Origin of the sequence: Methanoculleus thermophilus (genome assembly GCF_001571405.1) — an archaeon.
GTDB lineage: Archaea > Halobacteriota > Methanomicrobia > Methanomicrobiales > Methanoculleaceae > Methanoculleus > Methanoculleus thermophilus.
Window position 1 is genome coordinate 219,555 of record NZ_BCNX01000007.1, and the last position, 17,009, is coordinate 236,563.

Here is a 17,009-nt window from a genome sequence, read left to right on the forward strand (position 1 = left end):
TCATTTTTACGGGCGAACATAACACCAGCCCTCCTCCTGCTTAAGGACCAGTTCCACAACCCCCGACGGGACGGTCTCCATGTAGTCGGGGAAGTCCTCCACGGTCAAATCCCGGGAGCGGAGAGTGTTTTCGCAGAGAACGAACCGGACACCCTGGCTCGCAAGCAGATCCATGAGCGCCGCCTGCGATCCCCCGGTACGGAGCCCCTCAACCCCGTCCGAGTAGGCCACCACCTCCACCTCGACCTTGCCAAGACCGGCAACGAGGTTCTTTGCGCTGTTCAGGACGAGAGCGGCCTTTTCAGGCTCATCCAGATGAATGAGAACACGATGTACAAACGTCATATCGCCACCACGCTCCCACGAAGTTCGGCGCTGACCGGCCCTCGCGCGAGGTACCGCTCAAGCGCCTCGATCGCCCTGATATCAAGATCCTCGCGGTTCCTGCCGTAGTTCGACGGCACGCCCTGCCCGGTGACGAAGGCGGCACGATAGATTGCATCCGGATCGAGCGGTTTTCCGGCCGCAAAGAACTCCTGGATACGGTGACCCGGCGGGTTTTCGAGCTTGCAGTAGATATTGACCCCGGCACAGCGCTTCACGTAGCCGCCCATCTGATGGTAGGGATCGCGCGCGAATGTCCGCTCCAGATTCTCCTCCATCATCGCCCGGAGTTCGCGGCCCGTGATCTCGACGGTCGAGACCGGAGGATTGACCGGTATGATGTTCCAGAGGTCGTTGACCGTGATCGGACCCGGCGGTATTGGGGCGCCGTAGCGCCAGCCGTTCGAGAAGGCCATCTCCGCGCCGGTAGCGTCCATAAGAGCCTGCAGAAGAAGGTTGTCCATCGTGGCCTCAAGAACCGTGTTCCGGTTGAGATCGGTCCGGGTCTCCCCGACCACCCGGGAGAGATACTCGCGATGCGGGTCCATGATTCCCTCAACCATCTCCTCGACCTCCGGCTCGGGCCGGATCTCATCCCCGATGACGATGAGCTCGTGGGAAAACCGCTTCACCCGCCGGTTCTCGACCGTTACGTCGAGGCGCCCGAGAAAGGAGCCATGGCAGCCGGACTGGATGATGATAGTCCCGTTGACGACCGCCGGCTCAAAGAGACGGTTGTGGGTGTGCCCCGAGAGGAGAATATCGATCCCGTCCACCTCGCCTGCAAGTTTCGCATCCTGAGGAAAGCCAAGATGCGAGATCACCACGACGAGGTCCACTCCCTCCTCATCTCGGAGGTGGGTGATGTGGCCGGGGAGTTCGGCCTTCCCGAGAGAGAAATGGATCCCCTCGGAGAAGGAGTCAGGCATCACCTTGTCGACGATTGTCGCGGCTATCCCGATGACGCCGACCTGAAGGCCCTCGGTCTCGCAGACCGTGTACGGCAAAAAGACGAGATCGCCGCTCGCATCGTCGTAGCAGTTCTCGGCGAGGACCGGGTAGTTCAGTCCGCGTGCCACCTTCCGGAACTGTTCCGGCCCGTAGGCAAACTCCCAGTGAGCGGTCATGGCATCGAACCCGAGCGCATTCAGTATCGGGATAAACGCCTCGCCCTTCGATTGGACGGCAGGGTATGTTCCGTGGATTGTGTCGCCGCAGTCAAACGAAAGGACCCTGCCCGGTTGCGCATCCCGGACCTCCTCTAAAATCGTAGCGATCCGGGCATATCCCCCCGCCAATCGGTACTCAGGCGGCCCGCCGGCATAGAAGAGCTCCTGGTGCGGCTCCAGATACCCATGCGAGTCGTTCATCTGCAGGAGGGTAAGATTGCCTGTCATACACGTGCAGGAGGGAGAGGCCGAATCAAAAATCTTTGGATCTTTAGCGCGAACATATCCTTTTTACGTTTCGCAGACCTCAATTTTAGTGATGCGCAGGATATATCATCGTTTTCCTCAGTCGGTCGACCTCGATTTCGAACTCAACCGGCCGTTCCGTGAAGTCCTAAATTGCATTGCCCGGATGCACGATACCCATACGACCACACGCGGGGCCGACGGCCTCGTCAAGGAGCGGATCCTCTTCCAGATTGCGGATGAACGGACGCAGTTCCAGGATCTCGATACGCTGCTGCCGCTCGCCGAGAAAGTCAGCGAAGTGGCGGACTTCCGGGTCGAACTGCAGAGGACACTGCTCACCCCCGAAAAGAGACTGCCGGTCTCGGAGAATGCCTTCTTCCTCCGGATTGTGGATAAGGGCCGGTTGACGGAATGCTACGTCGCGAAGGACGGCCACCACGGCGATCTGGACGCGATGAATCTGCGGAGAATTCTCAAGGGTGCCTGCGAGTGAGTCTCAAGATTGCGGTTGCCGCGCCGTTCAAGCACATGCGTAAAGAACGGCTGCAGAGGAGCGAGTTTGTCTTCTACATCGCCATCGACCGGAAGTGGATGAACAAAGAGCAGGCAAACCAGCTTCTGGAACGGGCGAAAGCGGAAGGGCTCGTCGAGATCGACGGTGGAACCATCCGGCTGCTCTTCGATCTCGCAGAGGTCTCGATACCGCTCGGGTTCAAGCCTACCTCCGATCTCCTCACGGTCGAGAGCCCGTACGAAGAGTTACTCGGGCGGATCGCCGCTGCAACCGGGAGACCGCCGCAGGAGATCGTCGCAGAACTGCACCGGATCGTCTCCGACAACTTCGACGGCAACCTCCGGGTGGAGGCGGCAGTGGTCATACTCGCGAAGAAGTACGGGGTGGCCTTCGAGGACAAACTTGCTGCCCTGGAACGTTCGGTCATGAAAAAACGCTAGGACTTCAATATCCCTCTTTTTCGCAAGGAATCTACGCTGCCCTCTCCGCGACCGCTGCCCGGCTACACCGGGAGAGCCCTGACGCTGTCGATGGAGCGACGAGAAATGCGGACCGACTGCCCGGGGGCGATAACGCTTCAGAAAAGATTGGGTGCTGATTTATTCAGCCGCCGCCTCGGGCTGGCTGAAGTATTCGGCCAGGGGCTTTGCACCGGTGTTTACAACCACGGCGTTAATCTGGACTAAGTCAGCGCTGATCTCGTTTCCGCGCACGGACTTCCGGCGGCGCTCCCCCTCCATGACGGGGTGGAACCCGATGCCCTCGGAGAGGAGAAGCTTTCTTCTTGCCGGCCCGGGGAGATCGCGGCGTACGGGAATGCCGGTCTTATCCGAGCCACCGGTAAGCCGGATCGTATAGCCTGCAAGACCAAAGATGCCCCCATCGATCTCGTCACCAATGCGCTTGCCGATGAGCGCTCCTGCGGCGGGACCAGTCGCATCGATCTTATATGAACGCCCGGTCGCCGGGTCTGAGAGGATAATTTTAAAATCAACCATGTTGACGACTCCTTCGAAAGTACCTATACAATTTGAGAATATGGTATTAAAAGACTACCTTTGCAGGGCTGAAAAAGATATCAGCCGGGAGATGCTGCATCTCCCCCGAGCTGCTCATTTCCCCCAGAAAGGATCCTCACGGCGCTTGAGGGCCGTGAACTCCTCAAAGACCTCCCGTGTGCTCGGGTTTAACTGGTTGATCATCTCCCGCTCGATCACCTTGACATGCCGTTCAGGCACGTCCACATAGAGATCGTCGTCGACGTTGATCTGGCGGCCGACGGTCGGCCCCTCGATGGAGATGGCCACCTCCATGCCGGCCTCAGCCTCCAGGATTGACTCGTTCTTCGCCTGGATCTGCTTGAGGCGGCCGATATTTCTGCCATTCGAGAGGACGAGGTCGACACCGCTCTGGAGTTTTCCTCCAAGAACCCGGACCCCGACCACCGCCGGGTTGCTCTGCCGGAAGACGCAGTTTGGAAGGATCCGGATCTTTGCAGGCATGACCAGTTTCTCGAACCGCTGCCGCTCGAGTTCCTGCTTCTTCTCCTCACGCCACTCGACGTAGTCGTCGATGAGCTGGTAGATGACCCCACCCTCAAATATGCTGACGTGAGACATTGACGCGTCCGCCAGCATATCGATTGCGTCCGGCAGAACCGGGGTGTTGAAGGCGATGATTGCACTATACAGCGGGTCCTTGATCGTCCCGGCCTCTATGACGTCGTGGCGGGTGACCGGCCCGACGGCGGCCCGCATAACCTGGATCTGGTGACCTTCGAGTTCTTTCGAGAGCGCTTCGAGAGCGCCGATGGTATCTGCCCGGATGATGACCCCGATATCGGAGAGGTTCACCTGGATATCCTGGATCTCGTGCCGGACCTGCTCGACAACCTCGTCCCGGTTGCCCCCCCGGATGACCCGGAGAGGGGACCCTGCGATGACCCCCTCGAGTTTCGGGGCGGCGACCTTGATGCCCGCAGCAGCCGTTATAGACTTGACCCGCTCGAACCGCTCCTCGATCAGGATCTCCTTCATCGGACGGGGCTGTAAGAGGGAGCGCACCTTGGTCTCGATGATCTGATCGTTCCCGGCCACAACGATCTCGTCCCCGACCTTGAGGGTCCCGTCGTAGAGGATCACATCAAGCGTCATCCCGAGCCCGCGCTCTTCCTTCACCTCAAGGACGGTGCCGGCGCCGGGGCCATCTGCGCTGACCCGGAGGCTCTCGGTCATGTAGCGCTGGGCAAGCCCGATCAGCACCATAAGAATATCGGGGACGCCTTCCCCTGTGAGTGCGCTTATCGGGACGATGCAGATGTTCCGTGCAAAGTCCGAGACCCGGTCGAACCGCTCGGAGTTGAACCCGAGCTCGGAGAGTTTGCCGACGAGCTCGTAGACCTTCGTCTCGAGCATCCCCTGGACGCGCTCATTCTGCTGTGCGAATGTCTTTAAGAACGGCTGGCCCTCGTTGACACGCCAGCCGTGGATGCGGTCGATCTTGTTTGCCGCAATCACGAACGGCGTCCTGTAGTTGCGCAGGATCTGGAGCGCCTCGATCGTCTGGGGACGGAACCCCTCGTTGATATCCACCACGACGATTGCCATATCGGCGAGCGCCCCGCCGCGCGCACGCAGTGTGGTGAAGGCATGGTGCCCGGGGGTATCGATAAAGAGCAGACCCGGGACGTTGACGTTGACCTTGCTTAAGGCCCCGCTCATACGGACGATCGCATCGATGGGGACGAGCGTGGCGCCGATGTGCTGCGTGATCGCGCCCGCCTCCGTTGAGACCACGGACGAACCCCGGATCCTGTCGAGAAGAGACGTCTTGCCGTGATCTACGTGACCCATCACGCAGACGATGGGGGTCCTGATCTTTGATTCTTTAGCCATGAGTATCACCTTCCGGTATATAGAGAATGGACGATTGAACCCAAAAAATCTGGAACATTGACCGCTTTTCTCAAATCACACCATAAATCGGGCGATTTCCCTACCCCCGGGGCGCCTTTTGCGCCCGGAACACCGGTACGTTATAGAGCATGGAGTCTATTAATGATTCTCCCCGCAGCCAGTCCATACTTTTAGGAAAAATCACCCCGCATGTCGGCTATAACGGTGGTTAGAAGGGCGTGTCGTGGCCAGGATGCCCCTCAGATCGTGAGACTGCCGGCGATCCCGATAGGGACGCACGTGTGATGAAGAGATACCTTAATCAAATCCTACTACCAACTATAATGAGCACCTTGCCAGGGTGGGGTAGTTGGTTATCCTAAGGGACTGTGGATCCCTCGACCCGGGTTCGAATCTCGGCCCTGGCCTACTTTTTAGCTGAAATTCTCGCTCAGGTTCTTTCCGATCTCATTCTCTCCTCGCAAAGACACATTCACCATCAGCCCTGCGGGCGTTCAACGAGACCTGCCCATACCGTAGAGAGATGGAGAGTCCCTGGAGAGCGCGGGGCAGTTCATGCAATCCTCATCCCTGCTGCCTCAAGCCGGGGAGTCTGGTCGTAAATTTCCTCGACCGTGAGGACGACCGCCGCCATCTCTTCGGTTCGAGCCGCGAACTCCGCACTGTGCCCGGCCCAGACGCTCTTGTCAAGCGATGCCGCCACTTCGTCATGCCTGTGGATCGCCACCCGCCCCTTCACCTTGTACGCCGTAAACGGCGGGTTCCAATCCCAGACACAGAGCGACGCAACAGGATGCCGCATGAGGTTCTCGTAGGTCTGCATGAAGTAGAGTTCGCCCCAGACGATGGTCTCGGGATCCCGGACCGTGACCGACTTCGCTGCAACATTGGGCATTCCATCGGCTCCAGTGGTCGCGACGGGGACTGAGTGCCAGTCCCGGAGGAGCGCAACGAGGGTATCGGGCATTGCCACCATGGATCATCACACCGGAGAGGACTGCACCGCAACCATGTTAGGTATCATGAACAGTCTCGGGGCTGTCTCCCGCGCACGCTCATAGATGTTTTGGTGCAGCAGATCGCGAGCGTTCCAGGGAAGGCATTCGTTTGGTCCTTGGGCGGCGGCGGGAGACCTGCGGCGTATCCCTCGCACACGGCTACCTGCAGAACGCAAACTGGATGTCAGGCCAAGTTCATCGAGGGTTTCCGGCGCAAAGTCCGCCCGCGGAACGAGGCGCAAACGCCAATCGATAACGCTACGCATAACAACCCCGGGCACCATACCGCACAGCATGAATAGAAGGGTTAGCGGCCTGCTGCTCCTTGCAGGCCTCATCGTGATCGGCTGCATCGCCGCCGGATGCATCGATGCGCCGCAGACAACAACCACGCAGCCAACCCCACTTGCCGGGGAGAATGAATCCATGAATAACCAGACAGCAGCCAGCGCCGCCGGCAGCATCTCGGCGGGGAACAACCGGTTCGCGGTCGACCTCTACCGACACCTCGCGAGCGACCCGGGATCCGCGGACAAAAACATCTTCTTCTCGCCCTACAGCATCTCATCAGCCCTCGCGATCACCTATGAGGGCGCCCGGGGCACGACCGCCGACGAGATCGAATCGGCCCTCCACCTGCCGGAGAACGAGACCCTCCGGAGAACCGGGTTTGCCGGGCTTGATGCCACCCTGAATGCCGGAGATGAGAATTACACGCTTCGCACCGCAAACGCCCTCTGGGCCGAGGAGACCTACCCATTCCTCCCAGAGTACGTCGATACGGCCGCGCGATGGTACGGAGCGAACGTCACGAACCTCGACTTCATCAAGAACGCCGATGCGTCGCGCGAGACCATCAACCGTTGGGTGGAGGAGAAGACCGAGAATAAGATCCGCGACCTCCTTCCCGCCGGCTCGATCGACTCCATGACCCGGCTCGTGATCACAAACGCCATCTACTTCAAGGGCACCTGGGTCCGGCAGTTCGATCCCGCCGAGACGACGGAAGAAGAGTTCCAGGTTGCTCCGGGGGAGACCGTCCGGGTCCCGATGATGCGCCAGACCGACGAGGATGCAATCTTTGGGTACGCAGAGACCGAGAGTCTCCAGGTGCTCAGGATGCCGTATGCGCACGGAAACGGAACCGAGCTCTCGATGCTCGTTCTCCTCCCGAAGGACGACAATCTGACGGCGGCGGAAGAGGCCCTCGACGCCGAGACGCTCGGAAAGATCAGAGAATCACTGATCGAGCAGCGTGTCAGGGTCGTCTTCCCGAAGTTCACGCTTGAGACGACCTACAGCCTCCCGCCGGCGCTCGCGGCGATGGGGATGCCGACGGCGTTCACCGACGCAGCCAACTTCTCGGGGATGGACGGGACGGAAGAACTCTTCATCAGCGAGGTTGTCCATAAGGCCTTCGTCGACGTGAACGAGGAGGGGACCGAGGCCGCGGCGGCGACCGGCGTCGTCGTGAACCTGGCAAGCGCACCCATGGAAGACCGGACGCCCGTCTTCCGGGCGGACCACCCATTCGTCTTCCTCATCGTCGAGGAGGACTCCGGCGCGATCCTCTTTGCAGGGCGGATTGTAAACCCGGCAGGATCGTGAGGAGGAGGGCGACCGGCCCATCCTCTCTCCTCTTTGCAGCAACTGATTGTCGGTGACCCTTACGTCCCGGTGAGCCGCTCGACGATCGTCTTTTGCAGGTAACTGATGATCGGCATATCCGACCCGATCACCGCGTGCCGCCCGGACCCCCCGGTGGCGATGATGAAGAAGTCCCGGCCGTCGACCAGGATCGTACACTCATCCTTCCTCAGATCGACCTCTGGCTCGTTCACGGGTCGCGACTCAAGAAGTTCAAGCACGGCTCCCCTGGCCTCGTAGATCGGAAGCCTGATCTCGGCATACTCGTCCTTCTTTCGCACGACCACGTAGAGATCGATCTTGCGTTCGAGGGGTTTGATGTCCGCATAGTGCTTCCGGAGGAACTCCGGGTCATAGCAGAGGATGACCATGCTCTTTTTCACCCGGCGGAAAAGCGAGGCAACATGGTTCTCGATTGCCCAGTCGCTTCTGAGGATGAAGAACGAGTTGGGAGGAAGACGCAGCTTGACCGAGAGACTCTTCAACGCCTCGCGGGTCTCGTCGAGGGCGCGGATGTAGTCCTCTTTGAGCCGATCAAAGACCTGGTCGATATCGAGCACGTAGTAGGAGGTGGGAGATCCCTCCTCGACCGCGATGAATCCCCGGCGGGCCAGATCGTTTAGGATCTCGTAGATCCGTCCCCGGGGAACCCCGCTTAATTCATGGATGTCCCGCGCGGTCGCTTTCTGCAAGCCGACAAGCGTCGAATAGACACTTGCCTCGTACTCGTTCATCCCGAGAGCCCGGAGCCCAAGGACTATCTCATCAGTCATTGCACCTCTATTAGGTTGCAACAAACTTATGGGTTCCGATGAAAAACTGATATCTGCGAGAGAGCGACGAACTCTCCGCGCACGAAGCGTATCTCCACAGCGGCCGCCTACCAAAGGCAGAGCATGGGCCATGAACAAACCCCACGTGAAACCGCTGGAATACCAGATCCGGCATATCCATCTCCGAGAATGGCTGCTCTGGAGAATGAATGAGAGCAGCATGCAGAGCGATACCACCTGAACCAGTAGAGTGCCCAATTCCGAAATCGGACCATCGGGATGTAAATGCATCCCGGGGCACCAGCGGCAGGCTCAAAGCGTGGATGGGCCGCCGCTCAAATTGCTGCTTCTCCCGGGATGCATCGACGGCAGCTAAGCATCATTTCCGCATCAAACATATTGGAAATTAATTTGATGGGAGCGAGGTCGTTTTAAAGGCCCAGAGCCGCGCAACAACTCGCTGCCGGGCTCGATACTTCAAAACCAGTCCTGATTGTGGTTGCAGTAAGTTCATATTCAGTCTTTAGAAAATACTAACTCCAGCATATGAGTCATTTATAAAGAGGAGAGACGTGAACTGCGCAATTGCCTGTAATATTGGTTCTCAACGGTCCTCCGGTAGGCCGCCATCTCGAGGGCCGGACCACCAGAACATGTTCTACAAGGAATTTCTTCCGGATAATACAAGCCAAGTATGGATCGAGGTCGGATTTCTCCCCCCGATAGAGTATCAGCGGGCCGTTGCCCTGCTCCACCGTCTCGCCATGAACGGAGAAGCGGGAGCGTCACTGATCGCGTCCATTCTCATCGCAGCAACGGCGGGGTCCGGCAGAACAACCTGTAGTTACCGGATCCTCGATTCTGCTCGCCTTCGACGCACCGCTCGGGAGTACGGGATCGACCCTGCCGGCAGGACCGACATAGAACTCGCGCGTGCCGTGACACGTGCAATCATCGCCGAGTACGGTGACGGGACAGCGGAGGAAGACGCATGAAGAACCCCTACGAGTGGCTTGCCGCCGCCATCAACAACCGCACCTGGGCTGTCGCCGGAGTCGCCGTGGCTGTTTTCATCCTGGCACTCCTTGGACTCTCAATGGTGACGATGCAGACCGGCGACGACACATATATAGATAAAAACACCCCCCGGGGGGCGCTCCTCGCCCACTATAAGGAGACCTACGGCTCAGACGCAATCATGATCATCTACGAGGCCGACAGCGTCCGGAGCCCGGATGTCCTGACGTATATCGATAACCTCCAGGAGGATCTCCGCAACGAACGCTACGTCGATACCGTCTCCGGCGTCGTCGACCTCGTAAAGCAGGCGAACGGCGGCACCCTGCCGTCGTCAACGGCGGAGATCAACGCGATCATCGAGATGGCTCCGTCAGAGACGGTGGAGAAGATGCTGCCTTCGGATATGATGACGATCAGCGTCATCGCCCTTGAGCCGGGCGTCTCCACGCAGGTCCAGGGGCAGGTCATCGAAAATATCAAGACCATCGTCAGTATCTCTGATCCCCCGCCAGGCGTCTCGGTCACGGTCTCGGGGACCCCCGCGTTCTCAAAGGAGATGGGTGAAGCTATAGGATCCGAGACAGGTATGCTGATCCTCGTGGCCATGATCCTGATGGTCCTCGCGGTGATGCTTCTCTTCTCGCATGTCCGCTATCCCCTTCTCCCCGTCGGGGTCGTGGCCGTCGGGCTCATCATGACCTTCGGGTTCATGGGTCTCTTCGGTATTCCTCTCAGCATGGTGGTTGTCGGGGCATTCCCGGTGCTGATCGGGATCGGTATCGACTACGCGATCCAGCTCCATGCGCGATTCGACGAGGAGATCCAGCGCGGTACGATCCCGGAAGCCGTATGGGCCACCGTCACGAATATGGGGCCGTCGATCCTGATCGCCATGTCGGCGACGGCGCTCGGGTTCATTGCGATGTTCTTTGCCCCGGTGCCGATGGTGGCCGATTTTGGAACGGTCTGTACCATCGGGGTCGTCTCGTGCTACATCGCAGCGCTCATCATCGTCCCCGTCTTTGCGATCATCACCCGCTACCGGCCAAAGAATGAGAAGGCACCCACCGCTACTTCCGCCCCGGCATCCGGTGAATCTTTCATGAAGCGGTATGACCGCCTCCTCGGCCGAATTGCCTATACGGTCGCAAAACACCCGATCCCCGTCATCATGCTCTTTGCGGTGGTCGCAGCAGGGGGCTTCTACCTCGACGAGAAGGTTCCCGTCAGCGCGGATGAAAAGACCTTCGTTCCCGACGATATGCCCGCCCTCCGATCTCTAGAAAAGATCACCCGGGTCATGGGCTCGACGAGCACCATCCCAATCGTCGTGACCGCAGACGACGTCCTCTCCCCGGAGACGCTTGCTTGGATCGATCAGTTTGGCGTCTACGAGCAGGAGCATAACGACAAGATCACCGGGGTAACGAGTATCGCAACCCTGATCCGGCAGTACAACAACGGCGTGCTCCCCTCGACCGAGAGAGAGGTCGACGACGTCATCGCCCGGATCCCGGAGAACACGCTCGCCCGTTACCTCAACGGGAACATGGAGACGGTGCTCGAGTTCTCGACCGTCCAGATGGAGATGAGCGTCGCCCGAGACCTTGTAGGGAGGATACAGGACGACGTCGCATGGAACAACCCGCCCGCCGGTGTGACGGCAAAGATCACCGGCAGCATGGAGATGTTTGCCGCCGTCATGGACGATATCGAGGAGTCGAAGACCTACATGACCGTGCTCGGATTCGCCTTCATCCTCGGGTTCCTGATCCTGGTCTATCGGAAGTTCAGCGCCATCTCACCGGTCATCCCGATCGTCTTCATCGTGGGGTGGAACGGTGCGATCATGTATCTCCTCGGCCTGGACTATACGCCGCTCACTGCCGTCCTCGGGTCGATGACGATCGGCGTCGCCTCGGAGTACACCATCCTGATCATGGAGCGGTGCGAGGAGGAACTCGCCCGGGGCGCGGAGTTCCTTGACGCCGTCCAGATCGCCGTGCAGAAGATCGGGACGGCCATCACGGCATCCGGGATGACAACGGTCTTCGGGTTCTCGGCACTCACCATCTCGACGTTCAATATCATCTCAAACTTCGGAATTGTAACGGTCATCACTGTCGGATTCTCGCTCATGGGCGCGATCGTCGTGATGCCGGCGATACTCTCACTGATGTACCGCTTCAGCGGCCGCTCCCACATCCCGGTCAACGCCGGGATCGCGGAGTGACCGCCCCATCAACACCAAACCGGGCAATGAGGTCTCTGTGAGCCGGGGATACGGCAATTATATATAGTACCTCCCATATCCCTCCTCCGGTGATATACCATGACAAATGGAGGCCTCATGACGCAGGTGTTTGAGCCAGTTGAAGAATTGGCTCGTGAAGTCATTCTGTTTCTACCAAACCTCATTGCAGCAATCATCATTCTCATCATCGGCTGGATCCTCGGGCGAGTTCTCGGCAGAATCGTCTCCGAAGTCCTCGACCGGCTCGGTGTCGATGATGCGCTTCGAAAGACGTCTGCCGGCCAGCATATTGAACGATCTGGAACAAACATAAGCCGCCTCTTCGACCTCATCGTCCGCTGGTTCATCTATCTTATCGCAATCCTCACAGCCGTCAGCGTCCTGCAAATCCCGGCGCTCACGGCTGCCGTTGCCGCAATCGTAGCCTACATCCCGAACATCGTCGCATTCATCATCATCCTGGTCGCCGGATTCATCCTGATCGATTGGCTGATGGATTTCCTCCAGAGCATGGGGGAGACACAGCAGATCCAGGGTTTTGGATTGATTACATTGCTTCTGCGGGCATTCCTCTACTTCATCGTCGCCATTCTCGCGCTTCAGCAGCTCCTGCTCGATCTCACGATAATCTATGCATTCGTCGTCCCGGTCGCCTGGGGAGTCGGGATCGGCATCGGCGCGGCGATCGCCATCATCATCGGATTCGGCCTCAAAGACCGGGCACCCGAGATGATGGACCGGCTGATGGGCAGGATGAGAAGAGAGTAATCTTTTCCGGTGGGGAGATCTAAAACCCACCGTATTTTTGCACGTGTTCCCGGGCCCGGCGGCGCAGATCCGCCCCGTCGGGGTTTTTGCTGGCGTAATGCCGCCGATCCTCTCCTACCGGGCAGACATTTATGCAGATCCCGCAGGGTGAGATATGGCGCCGGGCGAGCTTGGCGCTGTTTGCCGCGCAGGCCGCTTTATCGGTGAGCCCCTCAGGGTAGTCTCGCTCATCGAGGGCACCGGCCGGGCAGGCGCGGACGCAGAGCATGCACCGGGTGCAGAGGTCGTCAGAAAGCATCGGATCGGGCGGGAGGTCGGCGGCGGTGAGGACCGAGCCGAACCGGACGCGGGGTCCGTACTTTGGTGTTATGAGGGTGTTGTTCACGCCGAAGGTCCCTAGCCCCGCAAGGAGCGCGGCGTGCCGGTGGGAAAAGAAGGCAATAGGGCTCTTCTGGAGCACCTCGATGGACCCGTAGCCGTCCCGGGGGACGAAGACCGAAGGGTATCCGCAGTCGTTGAGGAATGAGGCGAGCCGGTAGGTGTACTGGTCGAGAAGGGTGTTGACGGTCTTATACAACTCGTGGTAGTAGATCGAGGGGGTGGTCTCAAGCACCGGGAGATGGACGGGAAGGCCGATGACGATCACTGACCGGGCCTCGGGAAAGATCGACTGTGGGTAGAACTCCTCAGGCATCCAGGGCTGGAACGGCGGGTTCTCCCACCGGTCGGTGCTTGCGATCCCGATGAGCGGGATCTCCATCCGCCGGCACCGTTCGAGGACGGCTGCTTTGAGGTCGCTGTTCATCATCGATATCTTTTCGCCCGGCGGGAAAAAAGGTTCACCCCGGGAGGAGGGGGTCTAATCGACGTACTCCCCCGGCACCCACCGCTCGCCGTCCCGGTAGAACTCCTTCTTCCAGATCGGGACTGTCTGCTTGATCCGGTCGATGATGTACTCGCAGGCGGCGAACGCCTCTTTCCGGTGCCCGGCACCGACGATGATGAGGAGGATGGTCTCGCCGACCGAGAGCGATCCGACCCGGTGGACGATATCCACCGACTCAATCGGGTATTTTTGCATCGCCTCGTCGCGGATCGCCTCCATTTCGCGGACCGCGACTTCCTCATAGACCTCAAGTTCCATCCGCTCCACCCCTCCGTCGTCCCGGACAACGCCGCAGAAGGTGACCAGGGCTCCCATGCCCGGCCTCTTCGCCGCCTCGATCATCGCGCCTGCGTCGATGACGTCCCGTGTAATTCCAATCATATCTCCATCTCCTCCTCATCCACCTGCGACCGGCGGGAAGATAGCGATCTCGTCTCCGTCCGCAAGGGGATCGGGGTCGTCTCTCTTCACCCGTCGTCCATTCCGCATCAGGATGACGTGCGCCCGGAGCGCCCCGGTCTCGTCAAAGATTGCATCGCCATTATCTCCGGCACGATCCCGGAGCGCGGCGAGAACCGCCGCCATCGTCGCCCCATCGGGGAGATCGACGAGAAGGTCGCTCCCGAGGATCTCCCGGAACCGGGCGAACGCCTTCACTCGAACCTTCATTGACACACCTCTCTACTGCAGGCAGGGCATCCCGACCGCCGCTCCACGGCAAACGTCTCAAGTTTCGCCGCAAGGCCGTCCCAGAGGAGGAGCCGACCGGCGAGGAGGTCGCCGGAACCGGTGATGTACTTGATCGCCTCGTTCGCCTGGATGAGACCGATGAACCCCGGCGTCGTCCCGACGACCGGGAAGACCTCGGCGGGCGGGGCCTCCGGGAAGATGCACTCAAGGCAGGCCGTCCGGCCGGGGACGATCGTCGTCACCTGGCCGTCGAACCCCCGGATGGCACCGTGGATGAGCGGCACGCCCGACCTGATCGCCTCCCGGTTCAGGAGGTAGCGGGTCGGGAAGTTGTCCATCGCGTCCACGATCAGGTCGGCACCGGCGGCCAGGTCATGGACGTTCGCTTCATTGATCGTCGCTTCCAGGGCTTCTATTCGGACGTCGGGGTTAACCTCCCAGAGTTTCTCCTCCGCGGATCGGACTTTCGGTATGCCGAGATCCTTCTCCCAGTGGAGAACCTGCCGGTTTAAGTTGGTCCGGTCCACGACGTCCCTGTCCACAAGGCGGATCTCCCCTACGCCGGCGACGGCAAGATAGAGGGCGATCGGGCAGCCAAGACCCCCCGCCCCGGCGATGAAGACCTTCGCCTGCTTCAGCCGCTCCTGCCCCTCCTCACCGAAGAGGAGAATCTGCCGGCTGTAACGCTCACGTTCCCGCTCGGTGAGCATCAGGTTATCCTCCGCTCGCCTCCGGCGAACCGTGCCGTGCCCGGTAATCGGCGATTGCCTTGCGGATCCCCTCCTCGGCGAGGACCGAACAGTGGAGCTTCTGGGGGGGCAACCCCTCCAGCGCCTCGGCGACCGCCTTGTTGGTGACCGCCAGCGCCTCGTCGAGAGTCTTTCCCCGGATGAGCTCGGTGGCCATCGAACTCGACGCAATGGCGGCGGCGCACCCGAAGGTCTTGAACTTTGCATCCACGATCCTATCCCCTTCGATCCGGAGGGTTATCCGCATGATGTCGCCGCAGGCAGGGTTCCCGACCTCACCGACACCGTCCGCATCCGGGATCTCCCCCATGTTCCGGGGGTTCATAAAATGGTCCATGACCCGTTCGCTGTACATGATGATCACGCATATCGTTCAGGGCTCAGGGGGGACATCCTGCGCAGGCGCTCGATCACCCGGGGCAGGACCTCGAGGACGTAGTCGACGTCCTCCTCGGTATTCCGGGAGCCGAGGGTGAGCCGGAGGGAGCCGTGCGCCTCCTCGTGCGGAAGACCGCAGGCCACAAGAACATGCGAGGGCTCAAGCGATGCCGATGTGCAGGCGCTCCCCGTCGAGGCGGCGATCCCGAGTGCATCGAGCATAAGGAGGATCGATTCGCCCTCGACGTAGCGGAAGGCGACGTTCACGTTGTTCGGGAGCCGCTCGGTAGGGTGACCGTTTAAGCGGGTCTCCGGGATGGTCTCGAGGATTCCCTTGATCAGTCGGTCTCGCATCGCGGCAAGCCTTGGGGACTTCTCAGGCATCTCGGCGACGGCTAGTTCGATAGCCTTTCCGAGCCCCACGATCCCCGGAACGTTCTCGGTCCCGGCCCGTCTTCCCCGTTCCTGCGCCCCGCCGTCCATGAACGTCCCGATCCGGGTCTTATCCCGGATATAGAGCGCCCCCGTCCCCTTCGGGCCGCCGAACTTGTGACCCGAGAGCGAGAGGAGGTCGATCCCCATGTTGTCAACGTCGATCGGTATCGCCCCGATCGCCTGGACGGCGTCGGTATGGAAAGGAACGCCGTGGTCGTGAGCAACTTTCGCGATCTCGGCGACCGGCTGGATCGTCCCGATCTCGTTGTTTGCCGTCATCACCGAGACGAGGATGGTTTTGTCGGTGATCGCCTCCTCGACCGAGGCAGGGTCAACCCGGCCGAACTCGTCGACAGGGAGGTAGGTGACCCGGTAGCCCTGCTTCTCAAGGCTCTGGCAGGTGTGGATGACGGCGTGGTGCTCGATCGCGGAGGTGATGATATGATCGCCTTTCTTTCTGTTTGCGGCTGCAACCCCCTTGATAGCCCAGTTGTCGGCCTCGGTTCCCCCGGAGGTGAAATAGATCTCCTTGGGGTTTGCGCCGATCGCATCCGCCACCTGTCTCCGCGCCTTCTCCAGTGTCACCCGCGCCTCGCGGGCGAGGGCGTAGACGGAGGAGGGGTTCCCGAACCGCTCCGTAAAGCAGGGGAGCATCTCTTCGACGACCTCCGGCCGGACCGGGGTCGTCGCCGCGTGGTCCATATAGACCAGCCGTGATCTCCGATTAACCGTAGTATTCATGCTGCACCCCGGCTCTACGCAAAGGTATTTCATCCCTGAAGTCAAAATTAACAATTGTTAACATCATTGTTAGATCCACTCCAAAACCATTAAACATTGTGGTATTAATGAAACTCCCCTGCCAGTTAATTGTATGGAATGTGCTGCCCGCAATCCGTGCGGCGATCGCAGAAGAACTAATTAACATGGGCGTCTCGCAGCTCGAGGCCGCCCGCCTCCTTGAGATGACACCCTCAGCGATCTCCCAGTACCGCACCGGGAAGCGGGGCTACCGGATCGTCTTTGAAGGCGAGGTAAAGGAGGCAATCAACCGGCTTGCGCAGGACCTCAAGGCCGGCCAGGTGGACGACCTCGCCTCCCGGATATGTGAGATATGCACGCAGATCCGCGAAGAGAACCAGCTCGGCGAACTGTGCGATACAGAAGCATAAGGAGAACG

General features: G+C 59.9%; 19 protein-coding genes and 1 tRNA gene. 8 read left to right on the forward strand and 12 right to left on the reverse strand.

The genetic code is table 11. The annotated features are described in order from the left end of the window. Positions 1-6: 6 nt before the first annotated feature. Together MCUTH_RS06975 and MCUTH_RS06980 are read right to left on the reverse strand one after the other, a co-directional pair. Entirely contained in the window at positions 7-345 is a 339-nt protein-coding gene (locus MCUTH_RS06975) for a DsrE family protein (protein WP_066957476.1), read from the reverse strand. After that, a complete protein-coding gene (locus tag MCUTH_RS06980) occupies positions 342-1,781 on the reverse strand; it encodes a bifunctional metallophosphatase/5'-nucleotidase (RefSeq protein ID WP_066957477.1) in 1,440 nt (479 codons plus the stop codon). The genes MCUTH_RS06975 and MCUTH_RS06980 overlap by 4 nt, the downstream gene beginning before the upstream one ends. A 91-nt stretch (positions 1,782-1,872) precedes the next feature. On the opposite strand from MCUTH_RS06980, the gene MCUTH_RS06985 reads away from it, so the two are divergent. Both MCUTH_RS06985 and MCUTH_RS06990 read left to right on the forward strand, forming a co-directional pair. Then, on the forward strand, positions 1,873-2,295 hold the full coding sequence (locus MCUTH_RS06985) for a hypothetical protein (RefSeq protein WP_066957479.1): 423 nt from the start codon (positions 1,873-1,875) through the stop codon (positions 2,293-2,295). Further along, positions 2,292-2,756 (forward strand): DUF2240 family protein, encoded by a 465-nt coding sequence (locus MCUTH_RS06990; protein WP_066957481.1) that lies wholly within the window; start codon positions 2,292-2,294, stop codon positions 2,754-2,756. The genes MCUTH_RS06985 and MCUTH_RS06990 overlap by 4 nt, the downstream gene beginning before the upstream one ends. 159 nt (positions 2,757-2,915) lie before the next feature. On the opposite strand, the gene MCUTH_RS06995 is transcribed toward MCUTH_RS06990, so the two are convergent. After that, positions 2,916-3,314: a 30S ribosomal protein S6e gene (locus tag MCUTH_RS06995; RefSeq protein ID WP_066957484.1), complete on the reverse strand. Its 399-nt coding sequence runs from the start codon at positions 3,312-3,314 to the stop codon at positions 2,916-2,918. A 114-nt stretch (positions 3,315-3,428) separates the two neighbouring features. Further along, the gene (gene infB / locus MCUTH_RS07000; protein ID WP_066957485.1) at positions 3,429-5,210 is read right to left on the reverse strand and encodes a translation initiation factor IF-2; all 1,782 of its coding nucleotides are present in this window, start codon (positions 5,208-5,210) and stop codon (positions 3,429-3,431) included. A gap of 355 nt (positions 5,211-5,565) precedes the next feature. Here infB and MCUTH_RS07005 point away from each other — a divergent pair. Then, positions 5,566-5,638 (forward strand) — tRNA-His (locus MCUTH_RS07005). Between the two features lie 146 nt (positions 5,639-5,784). Here MCUTH_RS07005 and MCUTH_RS07010 read toward each other — a convergent pair. Continuing rightward, on the reverse strand, positions 5,785-6,207 hold the full coding sequence (locus tag MCUTH_RS07010; RefSeq protein WP_066957487.1) for a pyridoxamine 5'-phosphate oxidase family protein: 423 nt from the start codon (positions 6,205-6,207) through the stop codon (positions 5,785-5,787). A gap of 316 nt (positions 6,208-6,523) precedes the next feature. Between MCUTH_RS07010 and MCUTH_RS07015 the strand changes: the two genes are divergently transcribed. Further along, entirely contained in the window at positions 6,524-7,837 is a 1,314-nt protein-coding gene (locus MCUTH_RS07015; protein WP_066957489.1) for a serpin family protein, read from the forward strand. A gap of 59 nt (positions 7,838-7,896) precedes the next feature. Here MCUTH_RS07015 and MCUTH_RS07020 read toward each other — a convergent pair whose 3' ends face one another. Then, positions 7,897-8,649: a TrmB family transcriptional regulator gene (locus MCUTH_RS07020; protein ID WP_066957490.1), complete on the reverse strand. Its 753-nt coding sequence runs from the start codon at positions 8,647-8,649 to the stop codon at positions 7,897-7,899. Between the two features lie 653 nt (positions 8,650-9,302). On the opposite strand from MCUTH_RS07020, the gene MCUTH_RS07025 reads away from it, so the two are divergent. The 3 genes from MCUTH_RS07025 to MCUTH_RS07035 all read left to right on the forward strand — a co-directional run bounded on the left by MCUTH_RS07025 (position 9,303) and on the right by MCUTH_RS07035 (position 12,691). Further along, a complete protein-coding gene (locus MCUTH_RS07025; protein WP_066957491.1) occupies positions 9,303-9,644 on the forward strand; it encodes a hypothetical protein in 342 nt (113 codons plus the stop codon). Next, complete coding sequence (locus MCUTH_RS07030) at positions 9,641-11,902, forward strand: efflux RND transporter permease subunit (RefSeq protein WP_066957493.1); 2,262 nt, start codon at positions 9,641-9,643, stop codon at positions 11,900-11,902. The genes MCUTH_RS07025 and MCUTH_RS07030 overlap by 4 nt, the downstream gene beginning before the upstream one ends. A gap of 117 nt (positions 11,903-12,019) precedes the next feature. Next, positions 12,020-12,691 carry a mechanosensitive ion channel family protein gene (locus tag MCUTH_RS07035; protein ID WP_224732766.1) on the forward strand — a complete coding sequence of 224 codons (672 nt, stop codon included), beginning with the start codon at positions 12,020-12,022 and terminating at the stop codon, positions 12,689-12,691. 19 nt (positions 12,692-12,710) lie between these two features. Here the strand turns inward: MCUTH_RS07035 and MCUTH_RS07040 are convergent, their stop codons facing one another. Genes MCUTH_RS07040 through nifS form a run of 6 tightly spaced genes read right to left on the reverse strand, consistent with a single transcriptional unit; the run spans position 12,711 to position 16,570 of the window. Further along, positions 12,711-13,496, reverse strand: coding sequence for a 4Fe-4S binding protein (locus tag MCUTH_RS07040; RefSeq protein ID WP_066957745.1), 786 nt, complete (start codon positions 13,494-13,496; stop codon positions 12,711-12,713). A gap of 54 nt (positions 13,497-13,550) precedes the next feature. Further along, a complete protein-coding gene (locus MCUTH_RS07045) occupies positions 13,551-13,958 on the reverse strand; it encodes a molybdenum cofactor biosynthesis protein MoaE (protein WP_066957497.1) in 408 nt (135 codons plus the stop codon). Positions 13,959-13,973: 15 nt separating this feature from the next. Then, positions 13,974-14,246, reverse strand: coding sequence for a ubiquitin-like small modifier protein 1 (locus MCUTH_RS07050; protein WP_066957499.1), 273 nt, complete (start codon positions 14,244-14,246; stop codon positions 13,974-13,976). After that, the gene (locus MCUTH_RS07055) at positions 14,243-14,977 is read right to left on the reverse strand and encodes a HesA/MoeB/ThiF family protein (protein ID WP_066957501.1); all 735 of its coding nucleotides are present in this window, start codon (positions 14,975-14,977) and stop codon (positions 14,243-14,245) included. Before MCUTH_RS07055 ends, MCUTH_RS07050 begins: the two co-directional genes overlap by 4 nt. A 4-nt stretch (positions 14,978-14,981) precedes the next feature. Continuing rightward, positions 14,982-15,371, reverse strand: a complete 390-nt coding sequence (gene nifU / locus MCUTH_RS07060) for a Fe-S cluster assembly scaffold protein NifU (protein ID WP_066957747.1) — start codon at positions 15,369-15,371, stop codon at positions 14,982-14,984. Positions 15,372-15,376: 5 nt separating this feature from the next. Next, positions 15,377-16,570, reverse strand: a complete 1,194-nt coding sequence (gene nifS, locus MCUTH_RS07065) for a cysteine desulfurase NifS (protein ID WP_066957503.1) — start codon at positions 16,568-16,570, stop codon at positions 15,377-15,379. A 107-nt stretch (positions 16,571-16,677) separates the two neighbouring features. Between nifS and MCUTH_RS07070 the strand changes: the two genes are divergently transcribed. After that, a complete protein-coding gene (locus MCUTH_RS07070) occupies positions 16,678-17,001 on the forward strand; it encodes a transcriptional regulator (RefSeq protein ID WP_066957505.1) in 324 nt (107 codons plus the stop codon). The last annotated feature ends 8 nt before the right edge of the window (positions 17,002-17,009 follow it).